The sequence below is a fragment of the Paenibacillus sp. FSL K6-1330 genome, assembly GCF_037976825.1.
In the GTDB taxonomy this organism is placed as follows: Bacteria; Bacillota; Bacilli; order Paenibacillales; family Paenibacillaceae; genus Paenibacillus_AQ.
The window spans coordinates 2,418,878-2,433,008 of the sequence record NZ_CP150269.1 but is presented as its reverse complement, the minus strand read 5'-3'; the positions used below and the strand labels follow the sequence as shown (position 1 = coordinate 2,433,008).

The 14,131-nt window shown below is 51.7% G+C and carries 7 protein-coding genes; 1 reads left to right on the top strand and 6 read right to left on the bottom strand.

Annotated elements, in window-relative coordinates; translation table 11 throughout:
• Nucleotides 1-176: 176 nt before the first annotated feature.
• The gene (locus NYE54_RS10895) at nucleotides 177-338 is read left to right on the top strand and encodes a hypothetical protein (RefSeq protein ID WP_179090567.1); all 162 of its coding nucleotides are present in this window, start codon (nucleotides 177-179) and stop codon (nucleotides 336-338) included.
• A 206-nt stretch (nucleotides 339-544) separates the two neighbouring features.
• Here the strand turns inward: NYE54_RS10895 and NYE54_RS10890 are convergent, their stop codons facing one another.
• From NYE54_RS10890 to NYE54_RS10865, 6 genes are read right to left on the bottom strand one after another with little or no spacing between them, the layout of a single operon-like run.
• Nucleotides 545-3,280, bottom strand: coding sequence for an alpha-mannosidase (locus NYE54_RS10890; RefSeq protein ID WP_339271978.1), 2,736 nt, complete (start codon nucleotides 3,278-3,280; stop codon nucleotides 545-547).
• 21 nt (nucleotides 3,281-3,301) lie between these two features.
• Nucleotides 3,302-6,442 (bottom strand): beta-galactosidase, encoded by a 3,141-nt coding sequence (locus tag NYE54_RS10885; protein WP_339271977.1) that lies wholly within the window; start codon nucleotides 6,440-6,442, stop codon nucleotides 3,302-3,304.
• Entirely contained in the window at nucleotides 6,439-7,758 is a 1,320-nt protein-coding gene (locus NYE54_RS10880; protein ID WP_098742788.1) for a glycoside hydrolase family 125 protein, read from the bottom strand. The genes NYE54_RS10885 and NYE54_RS10880 overlap by 4 nt, the downstream gene beginning before the upstream one ends.
• A gap of 20 nt (nucleotides 7,759-7,778) precedes the next feature.
• On the bottom strand, nucleotides 7,779-10,892 hold the full coding sequence (locus tag NYE54_RS10875) for an alpha-mannosidase (RefSeq protein ID WP_339271976.1): 3,114 nt from the start codon (nucleotides 10,890-10,892) through the stop codon (nucleotides 7,779-7,781).
• A gap of 3 nt (nucleotides 10,893-10,895) precedes the next feature.
• Complete coding sequence (locus tag NYE54_RS10870) at nucleotides 10,896-13,193, bottom strand: glycoside hydrolase family 3 N-terminal domain-containing protein (protein ID WP_339271975.1); 2,298 nt, start codon at nucleotides 13,191-13,193, stop codon at nucleotides 10,896-10,898.
• A 26-nt stretch (nucleotides 13,194-13,219) separates the two neighbouring features.
• Nucleotides 13,220-14,116 carry a carbohydrate ABC transporter permease gene (locus NYE54_RS10865; RefSeq protein WP_076321299.1) on the bottom strand — a complete coding sequence of 299 codons (897 nt, stop codon included), beginning with the start codon at nucleotides 14,114-14,116 and terminating at the stop codon, nucleotides 13,220-13,222.
• Nucleotides 14,117-14,131 lie beyond the last annotated feature (15 nt).

Sequence of the window (14,131 nt, the reverse complement as noted above, 5' to 3'; positions counted from 1 at the left end):
ACGCAAAAAGCCAAACACATTTCATGTGTCTGGCTTTTTTAAATTGGACGCATAGGAACCATACTCCGCTCCATTCCTCAAGTTCATTCCAATTTTTTGAATACCAGGTATGTAACCATCTTGTATAGGATAACTTATCATTATATTTGTTATCAACCATCTAAGGGGGGATTCACATGGACATCCATTCGGAGGAATATAAAATTGCCTCACTCAATGGGAATGAAGGTACCTTGAAAGCGATTGAAGACGCCGAGACCAAGATTGCCGAGCTTACAGGCAAAGATATCACCCTGATTGCTTACGAGAAAGACCAAAACCAAGGGAAAAATCAATAATTAAGCCGAGTACAATAAAGAGCTGCCCTCCAGCCGTCCGCAAAGACCTAGGGAGAGCAGCCTTTTCATTATATATATTTCAGAGCGTTCAGGAATTGCCTGTCATTAGGCAAGAGGAGTAAAGCCCGATCCCTGTAATTTCGGAATCGGGCTTTGCTGGACCGGGATGTACAACAACATTCCCAGCACTATATCATAATAAATTCTTACTTGACCGAAACTTTAACTCCCAGTGTTACGATTTCGTGAGGCTTAACCGGCTGCGTGAAGCTTCCATCGCCATCAAAGCTTTGAACCGCTCCCTCTACTTCCAGAATAGAGCTCTTATACACACCCTGGGAAGGTAGAGAAGATTTCAGCTTCAGCTCAGTATCCGTGCCTGCCATATTGAACCAGCGCAGCATCAGATCCCCGGTCTTCGGATTCACTTTCAGGGAAGAGAACGCAAGTTCTTCATGGCTCCATTCAAACGGTGCGGAAGTCGATGCGACAGCGCCGGCATGGACCCCGGTCTGTGCAACCGTCCATGGGATTTGGAATTGGTAAGCCTCGGCGTATGCGCCTGACTTCATGCCGTCGCCCTGATGCGGAATGACCTCCATACGTACCGTATGCACGCCGATGCACTGAGCTTCAGGCGTAGGGAAGTACCCCCAGTCACCGAGCTCGCCTACGGAACGAAGCAATGTAACAGCGATGGTATTCCGGCCGTCACGCAGGACTTCATATTCATTCAAGCCCTGGTTAGCTACTGTCAATCCTGCAGTAGCTGTCGAGACATCAACGAATGCCTGTTGATGAGCGGTATAGCTTGGATTCTCCCATTCGGCAGCAGGTTCATTATCCCGAGTTGCCACTTCAAACATGGAATCCACGTTATGGGACGATGCCAGCAGATCCGTTGGGAACAATGCACGCACCCGATGATCCTTCGCTTGATTATCCATTGTCGCTTCGATCTCCACGCCTTTACCGCTGCGGTTCAGACTGATTACGGTACGAATGCGCATTGGCACCATTTCGCTCGATCTTTGCGCTTTGCGGTTCGGATAATAGATGAGCTCATGCTGCTCTTCATCCAGCTTGCTGTCCGCCATAGCCGGAATGGACCAGTTATGAACGATTTCAATGGATGCGCGGTAAGGCGTATCTTCCAGAACCGAAACTTGGGCGGTTTGGCCCTTCGTGGTCAATGCTGCTTCGCCATCCGGCTGTTTGTACATATATTCATTACCGATATCTCCGGTATTTTCATAGACGCCCAGATCCCGGTATACTTGTCCGTTCTTTTTATCCGTCAAGGAGAAGGAACCATCCTCAGCGATCTCAATCTTGATCAGCTCATTCTCCATCACATTGGACTTACTAATTAAGGATGCTACCTCGGCAGGCTTCACTTCGCTCTTCACCCAAGCATAAGTAGTTAAGCCCATTGCTGGGATCGCGTTTGCCTCGAAGGTAAGTCTCACACGGCGGCACATATACGGCTGGCGGAAACGGTCGTCCGGCAGATCGTACCCGAACTGAAGACCCAGATCCTCAACGGTGCAAGGCACAGCTTGACCTTGTGCGTTAACCAGCACACGGCCGGACAAGTCGATTTCCTTCATCCGGCGGCTGGTTTCCTCCAAAGAGTAACCTTCCCGGAAATAAAGGCGTTTCGCGTCCAGCTCAATGCTGACCGTACCGCTGCGGCTCCATCCCGTCGTATTGAAAACAACAAGCGGCAGCGGATCGGATCCCCATTGTTCGAAGGCGGTTGTGTCAACCGCATCGGCAATGACGCGAACGCTATCGTCCACGATATTTTCAGCCACGTGTGCGCTTTTCTCAAAGCGGGTCACCATCTCGCGGTGAACTTCGTCCACGCTGCAGCCGCAGATGCTGTCATGCGGATGATTCTGCATCAGCGTCTTCCACGCATAGGTGAACAGATGATGCGGATACTCCTTGCCGAGCAGGCTGGCGTAGGATGCAAGCGGTTCGGCCACTTTTTCCAGCAAGGTCTGGCCCCGCTGGTTCATCTGCTTCAGGTATACGCGTGCCGAAGCGGTATTCACAAGTGTACCCCATCCATCGGTACGCTGACTGCGCAGTTCTCCTTTTACGGAGGAAAGATCTTGCGGCAGCTTCTCCCGAACGGCTGTCAGGTAATCGTCAAAATTGGAATGAATGAATTCCGTATCCGGATACAGCTTCTTCGCTGTACGGATGCCTTCCGGAAGATCGGTCTGTATCGGCTGATGGTCACACCCGTTCATATAGAGCAGCTCAGGTGTGGAAGCATACTTCTCGGCATCCGCCAGCTTGCGGTCCCAGAATGCCTTCGCTTCCGCTTCATCAACGGGAACCTCGTTACCGTTACTGTACCAGTTGGCAAACAGGATGCCCAGCACCTTGGAGCCATCCGGGCCTTCCCACATCAGCTCTGAGAATGAAGACTCATAGCCGCTGTCGGAGACGGTATTGTTAAAGCCCGTTGGCTTTACGCCCCGGCCGAAGAAGGCATTATCAATGCCGGACTGCAGCATCAACTGCGGAATTTGGCCTGTAAGTCCAAATGTATCCGGGAAATAACCGATTTTGGCAACCGTGCCATATCGCTCGGCATCCTGGTGTCCTATCTGCATATTTCTCACGTTAGCTTCACTGCTCGTGAGGTAGGCATCCTGCAAAATGTACCATGGACCGATAATGATACGTCCGTCCGTGATCAGCTTCTCAAGCTGCTCTTTCTTCTCAGGTCTTACCTGCAAATAATCTTCGATAATAATCGTCTGGCCATCAAGGAAAAAGCTGCGGTATTCCGAGTCCTTCTCCATCGTCTCTAGCAAGCTGTCCATGAGCTCGATCAGCCGCACATGGTGCTTTTCATACGGTAAATACCACTCGCGGTCCCAGTGAGTATGCGAAATAATATGTGCTTTTCTGGATTGATCCATCTCTGCTTAGTCCCCCTTATGTTAGCCCTTCGATACTGTGATTTCGACCTCATCCGGGCGGTACACCGATAACAGGTCACCGCTTGCATCTACTGCAAACAAGATCGAACGATCCGCTTCCAGCACGAATGAATAGATGAGTCCTGTTGAAGGATCCTTTACCTCGACGTTCGTGTCCCACGATTGCTCCGAGCCGAATACGAAGAGTGCTCCTTCTTCAAACGTTACCTTGCGTCCATATACGCCGGAATGTTCTCCGCCTTGATTCCAGATGAGCCCTGTGTCGGCAGCAGATAGCTCCAATGCATACCGATATAAAGCCGAAATGGTGTCGATTCGATCATTCAATTCAACAGGAAGCGGGCTCCAGAGAAGACGTCCTGCCCCAAGCTTCACGTCCACGATGGAATCGCCAGCCATATCGGCCGGTTTCGCCCCGCTGCCTGCCGGAATTTCTTTGGTCAGCTCGGCAATCTTCCGATGTCCATACGATGCAGACCATGTACGGTCCCCAATGCGCAAGCTTTCTTCCCGGCGCACATTCGCCAGCTTCCGCTCGCCCAGCTCCTCTGTCATTCGATCGACCTGATGCCAATATGCATCCAGACCGATTGGACCCGTCAGAAGCAATGTAGCTCCCGTTTCCTTCACGATATCCATCAACTCAGCAAACGCCTGGTCATCGACATTGTGCGCGCTCGGCAGAATGATGAATTTCACCGGATGGTTACGCAGCGAGCTTAAATCATACTCCCCGACAGCACGGAACGGCACGTTCAGCTCGTAAGCAAGCGCGCGCGTCGCCTTGGTCGTCGCTTCAAAAGCGAGCTTCCGGTTCGAGAAATCGTTCGAATAAGGGAAAATGACCGCGGTTTCTTCCAGCTTCCGGCCTTTAAACATGTCCCGGATGTCTTCCATGAAGGCACCGAAATCATACGACACATCCGCTTCCGGTTTCTCCGTGCCGTCAGCGCGGACAGCTCCGATATGCGATTCATTGGCATTATCCATGTAGAAATTCGTGTTCCAGATCCAATGAATGGCTCCAGCGCCTCCTGTGGAGAAGGCGTAAGCATACTTGCGCTCCAGCAGATTCCGAAGCTCGGCTTCGCTTCGCTTCGCCCGGCCATCCGGTGTCTCCACGTACATGATGCCTGTTTCCTGAATCAGGTTCGGTTTATCCGGCGTTTTGGCAAATATGCCATCCCAGATCAAATAGTCGTTGAACCACCAGGAGTGAACCGTCGTATAGTCTACGGCTTCGGCATAGAAGAACGGAGATGGACGCTGTGCCCCAAGGGCCTCGTCCTGTCCAACGGTAACCATATGATCAGGGCATACCTCTTTGATATCGTCATATAACTCCTTGGCCCAGCGGTTATGCATGTCCATCGAGAACAGTGCATAATCGAGCCATTGTGTGCCTTTTTTCCCTTGATGCATGTCTTGAACATCAAAATTAATGACTTGAGGTTCCGGCGGAACCACGGAGTCAAAACCCGGCAGCTGATCCGCTGTCATATTCCAACGTTCCTGCAGACGCTCAATCGAACCATGACGCTTTTTCAGCCATTCGATATAAGCTTGTTTCTCAAACGGATCCTTCGCGGAACGCGGGCCGTCCGAGAAAATCTGCGGCGGATCGAACATGGATGGCTCATTAATCAGATCCCAGTCCACATTCTTCGTATCTTTATGTCTACTAATGATGGAACGTATGAAACGCTTCTGCGCTTCCACGCTTCGCGGATCGAGGTAAGGATTTTGGCCTTCCCAAGTCTCCGGCGTGAAGGAGAAGAACGTGAATGTTACCTGCAAATCATGCTTCTTCGCCGTTAACAGGAAGGCGTCAATCGAACGCAAGACCTCTTCGGATGCATGCCCGTCCACCTGCATAATATTGCGGTACGCGGTCCAGATCCCGGTACGAATCCAATTGATGCCCGCACCCCGCATTTGCGCCATATCGCGATCCCACACATCCGTATTCGGAAGGAACAGGAACTTACGCGCTACATCGGACGTCATGTAAGTCATCCCGACAACAGGCAGTGGGCGACCATCCTTGATGAAGTAATCCCGATTGCAGGTTACAGGCGTACCCGCCTGCAAAAGCTCGGAATCCGCTCCCCAGAACCCTTGTCTCAGCCTGCGGATTTCTCCATCCGGCCCTTCGACTTCACACACCACCCGATAAGACCCTGGCTTGATATCCAGCATAACCGGAATGCGCTGTACATGAAATTGTCCGGTCACATCCACCTTCACGGAATGATTCCATGATAAGGATTCATCTTGGTCGTGTTGGACGGAGATGCGGAACGTCCAGCTCTGCGGCTCTTGTTCGGAAAGTTTCCGGCCAAGCCGTTGTGCCTGCAGGGTCAGGATCGCACGCTCGCCAGACTCATAGGTCGCATAATTCGGCTTGATCCACAGCTCGGTAATCCCCTTCGCACAGAATGCCGCCCAGCTGCGCACCTCTTCGCCTCCATCCTGTTCCCAGAATGAAGCAGAGAGAGGCTGATTCACAAACAGCCAGCGTCCGCCCAAGAATGGCCCGCCGACATTTTCCCACAGAACGACAGGAGCCGCGACTTCTCTTCCCTTCGCTGTGCTCCCCTTAAGGAGCGGATAAATCCGCGTATCCATCGGCCCGGCCGATCCCATCTGATGCGGCAAATCACTGCTTTTGGTGACATGTGGAACCAGGTTCCACGTTTCGTTTATGGATAACCGCTCCCGGCTGCTCTCCATAAGGGGAATAACGTCACTGGAAGTCAGATGGTCGACGCGTCCGCTGTCCACTGGCAGCGCTTCATGTATGTGGAGCTGCTGATGGTATGCCGTCTGTTCGTGCTCCACCACCCAAACGCCGTCCTCCATGCGGACAGGACGCTTGAAAGGTGCGCCCCCAATGCTGACCAAGCCGCCGCCATTTCTCAGAAAGTCCAGGATCGCTCTCCAGGCGCTTTTCGGGAAGTAAGGCGCATGCAAATTGACAAAGCTTGCGCCCTGTCCTCCTGCAGATTCCAGTGCTTCAGCCAAATTCTCAGCGCGGCACACGACATCGAATGCATTCAGAGCCGCCGCGCTAGCCGGCAAACCGGCAGCTTCTGCTGCCGGAAAGGACGGATCATAAAATACAATCAGACGCCCGCTCATAGAATCCCTGCTTTCATCGCCTGATACACCAATTGCGAGAAGAGGCTGTTGGACCAGGCAAACCATGATCTGGTGAAAACTTTCGGATCGTCGGCATGGAAGCCTTCGTGCATAAATCCGGTATCGGCATCGGTTGCTTCCAGCAATGCAATCATCTGCAGCTTCTCTTCTGCCGTTTGTGCCGTAATTCCCTGCATGGACAAGGCCATATGCCAGATATAATCCGGCGGCGTATGCGGACTGCCGATTCCTTTGGCAACAGCGCCTTCGTAGTAGAAAGGATTTTCTTTGCTTAGCGCAAACCGTCTGGTGTTTTGGTAGATCGGATCATCTGCAGAGCAATAACCCAGATAAGGAATGGACATCAATCCAGGTGTTCCCGCATCATCCATCAAGCAGTAATTTCCGTAACCGTCTGTTTCATAGGCGTAAATCGGTCCAAACTCCGGATGACGGTAAATGCCGTACAACTGAATTCCGTGATCCACGTCGGCTTCGAGTCGTTTCAGTTCATCCAACAGCTTCATATCCCGGAATACCCATTCCGCGAATTCCTGCATTTGACGCAAGGCGACAACGGCGAACATGTTGCCTGGAATATTGTAGTGGAAATCGCAAGCGTCATCACTTGAACGGAAGCCGGACCAGATCATGCCCGTATAATTCACCGGCATGCCGAGCCCGTTATTGCGCAAGGAATCCGTTGGAATTCCGTTATCCCGTGTGAAACGGTAAGGCGATTTCTCGAAATGGTATTGTTCCGTTTTAAACAGCTCAATAATCTTAATCATAGCCGACTTGAAGTTGGCGTCAAACACATCCGTAAGGCCGGTTTCCTTCCAGTACAGGTAGGCCAAGCGAACAGAGAAGCATAGCGAATCAATCTCAAATTTGCGCTCCCACACCCATGGGGACATTTCAGTTTCGTCGGTTGTGTTCCAATGCCAATCATTCGCCGATTCATTAAAGGCATTGGCATAAGGATCGATATGAATATATTGAAAATGGCGTTTGATCAATCCGCTTAAAATCCGCTGCAGCTGCAGATCATTCTTCGCAAACGGAATGTAATGGATCACCTGTTCTACCGAGTCGCGCAGCCACATGGCCGGGATATCACCGGTAATCACAAATGTTGTGCCATCCTCCATCAGTTTGGTTGTTGTCTCCAGCGTGTTCGGAAAACAGTTCTTGAACAGCTGAAGCAGCTTGGGACGGTGCGCAAGCTTTTCTTCAGCCTCTTGCAGAACTGCCTGAATCGATTGCGGCAGCTCAAGCTCCGGCATTGGTATTTTGGGGAGTCTGAATTGTTCCATGGTTGTTCTGGCTCCTTTAATTAAGTATGATGTGTAGTCAATTTGATGGTTTTGATCTCATACGGCATGAATCGAAGGGTTAACCTTCCTTCTGCGGTATCCAGTTGTTCGAGTTCTTCTTCCAAGGCGTTGGATAAATGGACGCTTTCATAAGGATAAGGCCAGCTCACTGCTGCATTATCTCTGCCTCCCGCAGATTCGTACATCCGAAGGATATACCCTGAACCGTCTTCTGCAGGTTTGACCGTATCCAGGATTACATGATGGCTCTCGAACGGAATAAATGAATGAACAGCAGGCCGGGTACCCTGATTCGAACTTGTTCTTACGCAAGGAAGCTCATGATTGAGCTCGGCAGCTTTACGGACGATTCCGGCACTTCTCCAGTCTCCGTTATGCGGGTATAAGGAATACGTGAACTCATGCTCACCCAAGTCTGCCGTGGCATCGGGCCATTTCGGTGCGCGCAGCAGGGATAACCGGATCGTGCTGTCCTGAATGTCATACCCGTACTTGCAGTCGTTGATGAGGCTGACGCCGTATCCATGCTCCGACACATCCGCGAAACGGTGGCCACAGACTTCATATTGCGCCTGTTCCCAGCTTGTATTACGATGGGTCGGTCTCTCGATGGTTCCGAACGGAATCTCATACGTAGCCTTATCGGCAACGACCCCGATTGGGAAGCCGACTTTCAGCAGTTTGTGTGATTCGTTCCAGCTGACTTGCGTCTTGAAGTCGATCCGCCGGTCATGATGATAAAAAATCATATCCTGTATGATCTCCGAGTTATGGATACGCCAGCGGAAACGCAGCACATCCTGTACCTCACCCGCTTGCACGAGCTTCTTCTCGATCAGCTCCGCCTCTCCGGCTAATTGCTCCTCGTAACGGGTATCGATGTCCCATGCGTCCCACAGCGTCGGACGGTCATGGAAGAAGTGGAAGCGGTTTGCGGCTTCGCCCGGCTTGACCACTTCCCGATTGGCCTCTTTATCCCACAGGCTCGTGATTTCCCCACGCTCATTAAAGCTGACCTTATAATAATCCGTTTCCCAGGAATCTGCGAACACTGTAGTAGAATTCTCCGCCACCGCCTTGTTTCCTGCCAAAGGCTTCAACCAAATGGTCTTGTATCCCAAAGCCGGGATGCATTGAACATGAACATTCAAGCGGTGAGAAGTTTTACTGTTTCCTTCTGTTCGCGCATCGTACTGCAGCAGCGCTCCATCCGAATCATACGGCGCAAGGCCCTGCTCTCCTTCAATCGAAATGACGGCATCTCTGCTCCATCCAAGTCCGTTAAAGACGACATACGGAATGCCTTCCCCTTCTGTATCGGCCTGATCCGCCAATACCTGAAGCCCAAGACGGAGGCTTTGATTTCCTTTTTGGAACACCTCTGCGTATTCCTTCTCAGAAGTAACGTAAGACTCCGTAATGGCAGAGCCCGGGATAATATCATGAAATTGATTCAGCAAAATCAACTTCCAGCCGTCATGCAGCTCGCCCATAATCGCCTGCTGCTGCTCATTGCTCATCGACGGAAATGCCACCGAATTCCATAACTCCGCCTCGTGGTACAGGATTTCCGCTTTCCGGTTATGACGCTTGTTCCGCGCATGCGTTGTATAGGTGCCGCGATGAAGCTCGAGGTACAAATCCCCGCGCCACTGGGGCAGCTTCGGCTGTGCATCCTCAATCCCGCCGAAAAACTCGGCAGCTGTGCTATACTTGCTGGCCGGTTGACCGACCATAAGCTCGGCACGGTCGATATATTCCAACATTTCGCGGGTTACGCCGCCTCCGCCGTCACCGTGTCCATACAGCAGCATCTGCTCCGGATGAACGGCTCTTTGGCGGTATGACTGCCAATGCTCGTGAACATCTTTGGGCAGCGTGTTCTCGTTCACGCCATGATTGAGATAGGATAACATCGGTGTTCCATCGATCCCAACCCAATGGAACAGGTCATAAGGAAACACATTCGTATCGTTCCAGCCAAGCTTAGTTGTCATGAAATAACGAATGCCGCCATGCTTCAAGATCTGAGGCAGCGATGCACAATATCCGAATGTATCCGGCAGCCATTCAATATGCGATGTCCGGCCAAACTCTTCTTGATAGAAGCCTTGCCCGTATAGCAATTGACGCATGAGGGACTCCCCGCTCGGAATGTTCAGGTCCGGTTCGACCCACATCCCGCCGACAAGCTCCCAGCGTCCTTCCTTGATTCTAGCCTTCACTCTCTCGTACAGCTCAGGATCATGATCCTTCAGGAATTGGTATAACAAAGGCTGGCTCTGCGCGTACTTAAATTCGGGATATTCATTCATCAGCGCATCCATGGTGGAGAAGGTCCGGCTTGTTTTACGTACGGTTTCCCGGACGGGCCACAGCCAAGCGATGTCAATATGCGATTGACCCACCATATGCTCCGTGCCTTCAGTATGGCCGCCAATGGCAGTAACGCTCCGTTTCAGATCATGCTCAATCCCGGTTACCTGAGCGCCGTCCCGGATGGCGGCGTCATCCAGGCTGACAAAGCGGTCCATCGCCTGATACAGCGCCTCCATTAAGCGGATGCGCCGCATATCGCTATCCGGCAACAGGATAAGTGAATCCCGAATCACGGTCGCGGTGTACATCAGGCTCTGAACGGACACGTTCACCTTGACAAGCAAGCTTTGCACCTTAGTAATCGGAGGCTGAATGACAGCCTGCTGATTCAGCGGGTCCACCGGCTCCGGAATCGGATCGTATAACTCGATCTCAAGCTCCATATTCAAGCCGGTGCGTTTCGGATCAAGCTTGACGAAGGTATGATTACGATCCAAACCCTGATAAGATACTCCGTTTATGCGCAGTAAGCCCTCGCCCCCGGAGTGGAACACAAGTCCGATCGCTCCGTCCACCCAGTGCGTGGGCCATTCAAGGTTCCTCCGAAAGAAATAGGTTGTCCCCTGTGTGCTCGGGAATCGGTTGAAGTCTTGTCCTTCCGTATAAGGGGCTTTATCTTCATACACGCCCGGAACCATGTACGTAGCTCGGGTAATGTTCCACTCTCCAAGCTCTACTGACTCGAGCCACTGCCGCTCCGAAAGTTCGCGTATAAAACGTCGAATGCGTTCCATTCCTTAACCCTCCTGTACAGTCAGATCTGCACTCAGCGTATCGTTCACATGTCTGCCAACCATGATACGGAACAAGCCAGGTTCAACCACTTGCTTGTAATTTTGACCGATATATTGAAGCTGTTCCGTACCGATGGTAAATTCCACCTTGCTCCGCTCTCCAGGCTGCAGAGAGATTTTGCGGAAGCCCTTCAGCTCACGGGCCGGTCTCGTATATTTGCTGGCCACATCGCTCACATACAATTGTACAACCTCGGATCCTTCCCTGTCGCCACTGTTTGTAACATTCACGGAGACAACAGCCGTTTCGCCCGTTCTAATCACTTCTGGGGTAATTTGAATATCCGAATAACTGAACTCGGTATAGCTGAGCCCGTATCCGAACGGATAACGCGGCTGGGAATCCTCTTCGAGGTAACGCTTACCGCGCGACCGCTTGCCGTTATAGTAAACCGGAAGCTGTCCGACATGCTTCGGTATCGACATCGTCAGTTTGCCGGACGGATTCACATCGCCGAACAAAATGTCCGCTACCGCATGGCCGCCCTCCTGGCCCGGATACCATGCTTCCAAGATGGCATCCGCATGCTCGTCGATCCACGGCTCTGCAATGGGCCGACCGTTGATATACACAACGATCATCCGCTTGCCAAGCTTATGAATCTCCTGAGCCAATTCCAATTGAACGCCGGATAACTGCAGCGTCATCCGGTCGATGCCTTCACCGCAATCCATGTCACTTAAAGCGTCGTCCGTGACCTTCGATGCTCCTGTTCGCAAATCGATCGTGCCTTCGCCAAAGTCGCGTGCGCTGGAACCACCCAGTACCATGACCACGGTATCGGCCTGATCCGCACAAGCTAGAGCGAATTCAAAGCCTTCCCTGGAGTCATCCTTAATGCGGCAGCCCGGTGCATATAATACACGTTCAGCTTCATCCTCCAGTTTCGCGCGGATTCCACCCAGTACGGTGGTCACGCTTGCCGGCGGCTGCGGAGACGTATAATCTCCAAGCTGATTGTATCCTTGATCGGCGTTAGGTCCAATGACGGCAATCACGCCGCTTTCGTTGGATAACGGCAGCGCCTGGCCTTCATTCTTGAGCAGGACGATGCCTTCCGCCGCAAGCTGTCTGGCAAGTTCGACATGCTGCTGGCTGCCGATAACTTCCTCCGCTACCTGCGGATCCACGTAAGGCTTCTCGAATAATCCGAGCTTGAACTTCAAGGTCAATACTCGGCGAACCGCCTCATCCAGTACGGCAATCTCAAGCTTGTTTAACTCGATCGCGTTCAGGAGATGCTTGCCGAACATCTCGCCTGACATCTCCATATCGATACCGGCACGAAGCGCCTCAACAGCGGCATCCATTCCGTCTTCAGCAGTATCATGGCCGCTGGCCAGCATATCGATGGCACCGCAGTCGGTAATTACCATGCCGTCAAAACCCCACTCCTTGCGGAGAATGCCGTCAAGGAGCTCGGTATTAACGGTGCAAGGCACACCGTCAATTTCATTATAGGCCGGCATAATGGATGCAGCTCCTGCCTCCACGGCTTTCTTGAAAGGCAGCATATCCACTTCCATCAATTCACGTGTTCCCATATGCACGGGACCCGCATTTCTCCCGCCTTCGGAACTCCCATAACCCACAAAATGCTTCAATGTCGCAGCAACACTGTTCGGGCTGTCCAATGAATCGCCTTGAAGGCCTTCAACCGATGCGACCGCATATTCGCTGATCAGGTATGGATCTTCGCCGAAGCATTCCTCGGTACGGCCCCATCTTGGATCGCGCACGACGTCGAGGACCGGGGAATAGGTGACAGCACCGCCTTGGCTGCGCGTTTCGAGCGCCACGGCACGGCACATATCCCGGTACAAATCCACGTTCCATGTGCTTCCAATGGACAGCGGGACCGGGAAAACCGTGCCGCCGATGGCCATGTGCCCATGCGAGCATTCCTCCCCGATCAGAATCGGAATACCCAGACGTGATTCCTCAATGGCGTACCGCTGGATGTGATTGACGGCTTCTGCTCCTTCACGCGGAGAAAGACCGGTCTCAAGTGTTACACCGGTCCATGGATCGGCGCGCAGGGTCCCGTAAAGGGATCCGACGCCGCCATTTTTCACTTGCTCTTTAAATGAATCCGTTAATGTAATCCGACCTTTATTCACTTCATAGGTCTTCCAGCCGAACGGCTGAATCAGCTGCCCAACCTTTTCCTTCAGGTTCATCAGGCCAAGAAGATGTTCCACTCTTTCCGCAATGGGTTTACTGGAATCTTTATAAGTCATCTCATACCCTCCGGTACATGAAGAATTTATTCTTTAACCGCGCCGATGGTCAGACCTTGAATGAAATAGCGCTGGAAGAACGGATAGGCCAGAATAATCGGTCCGGTTGCCAGAACGACCATCGCCATCCGCGAAGTATCCTGCGGCATGCTCTGCAGAGCGGCCATGCTAAGGGATGAATTCTGAGAGTTCTGCAAGATGAACTGCATGCTGGTCTCAATCCGCATGAGCATGGATTGCAGCGGAACCAGGTTCGGATCATCAATGTAGAGCAATGCGTTGAACCAGTCATTCCAATAACCCAAGGTGCTGAACAACCCGATGGTTGCCAGACCCGGCAAGGATAGCGGCAATACCAGCTTGTAGAAAATTTTAAACTCGCTCGCACCGTCGATTTTACCGGATTCAATGATAGCATCCGGAACGCTGGTGCTGTAGAACGTACGAAGTATCATAATATAGAAGGCGTTGAGTGCCAATGGCAGGATCAAAGCCCAGATGGAATCTTTCAGACCGAGCAATTGTGTTGCAACGATATAAGTCGGTACCAGACCCCCGTTAAACAGCATCGTGAAAAACGCAAAGAACGCGAAGAAGTTCCGATATCTGAATCCTTTACGAGAGATGGCATAAGCATACAACGAGATAATAAACAAGCTGATCAACGTCCCCACTACCGTTACAAAGATCGTAACGCCATAGGAACGAAGGAGTGTATCGCCCGTTTGGAATACATATTTATAGGCTTCCAGACTCCATTTTTCCGGCCAGATTTGATATCCGTTGCGGGCAAGGGCGCCTTCATCCGTAAATGAAATGATCATGACGAACAAAAACGGAAATACACACAGGAACGAGAAAATACCGGCAATCAGGTTGAACACGACATTCCACCCGGATGAAAGCTGATGGAAATCTTTCATCTTGCTTTTAGATTT

Excerpts from the sequence above, each read along its gene's own strand:
- NYE54_RS10895 (WP_179090567.1), top strand. The coding sequence starts at position 177 with ATGGACATCCATTCGGAGGAATATAAAATTGCCTCACTCAATGGGAAT.
- NYE54_RS10890 (WP_339271978.1), bottom strand. The coding sequence starts at position 3,280 with ATGGATCAATCCAGAAAAGCACATATTATTTCGCATACTCACTGGGAC.
- NYE54_RS10885 (WP_339271977.1), bottom strand. The coding sequence starts at position 6,442 with ATGAGCGGGCGTCTGATTGTATTTTATGATCCGTCCTTTCCGGCAGCA.
- NYE54_RS10880 (WP_098742788.1), bottom strand. The coding sequence starts at position 7,758 with ATGGAACAATTCAGACTCCCCAAAATACCAATGCCGGAGCTTGAGCTG.
- NYE54_RS10875 (WP_339271976.1), bottom strand. The coding sequence starts at position 10,892 with ATGGAACGCATTCGACGTTTTATACGCGAACTTTCGGAGCGGCAGTGG.
- NYE54_RS10870 (WP_339271975.1), bottom strand. The coding sequence starts at position 13,193 with ATGACTTATAAAGATTCCAGTAAACCCATTGCGGAAAGAGTGGAACAT.
- NYE54_RS10865 (WP_076321299.1), bottom strand. The coding sequence starts at position 14,116 with ATGAAAGATTTCCATCAGCTTTCATCCGGGTGGAATGTCGTGTTCAAC.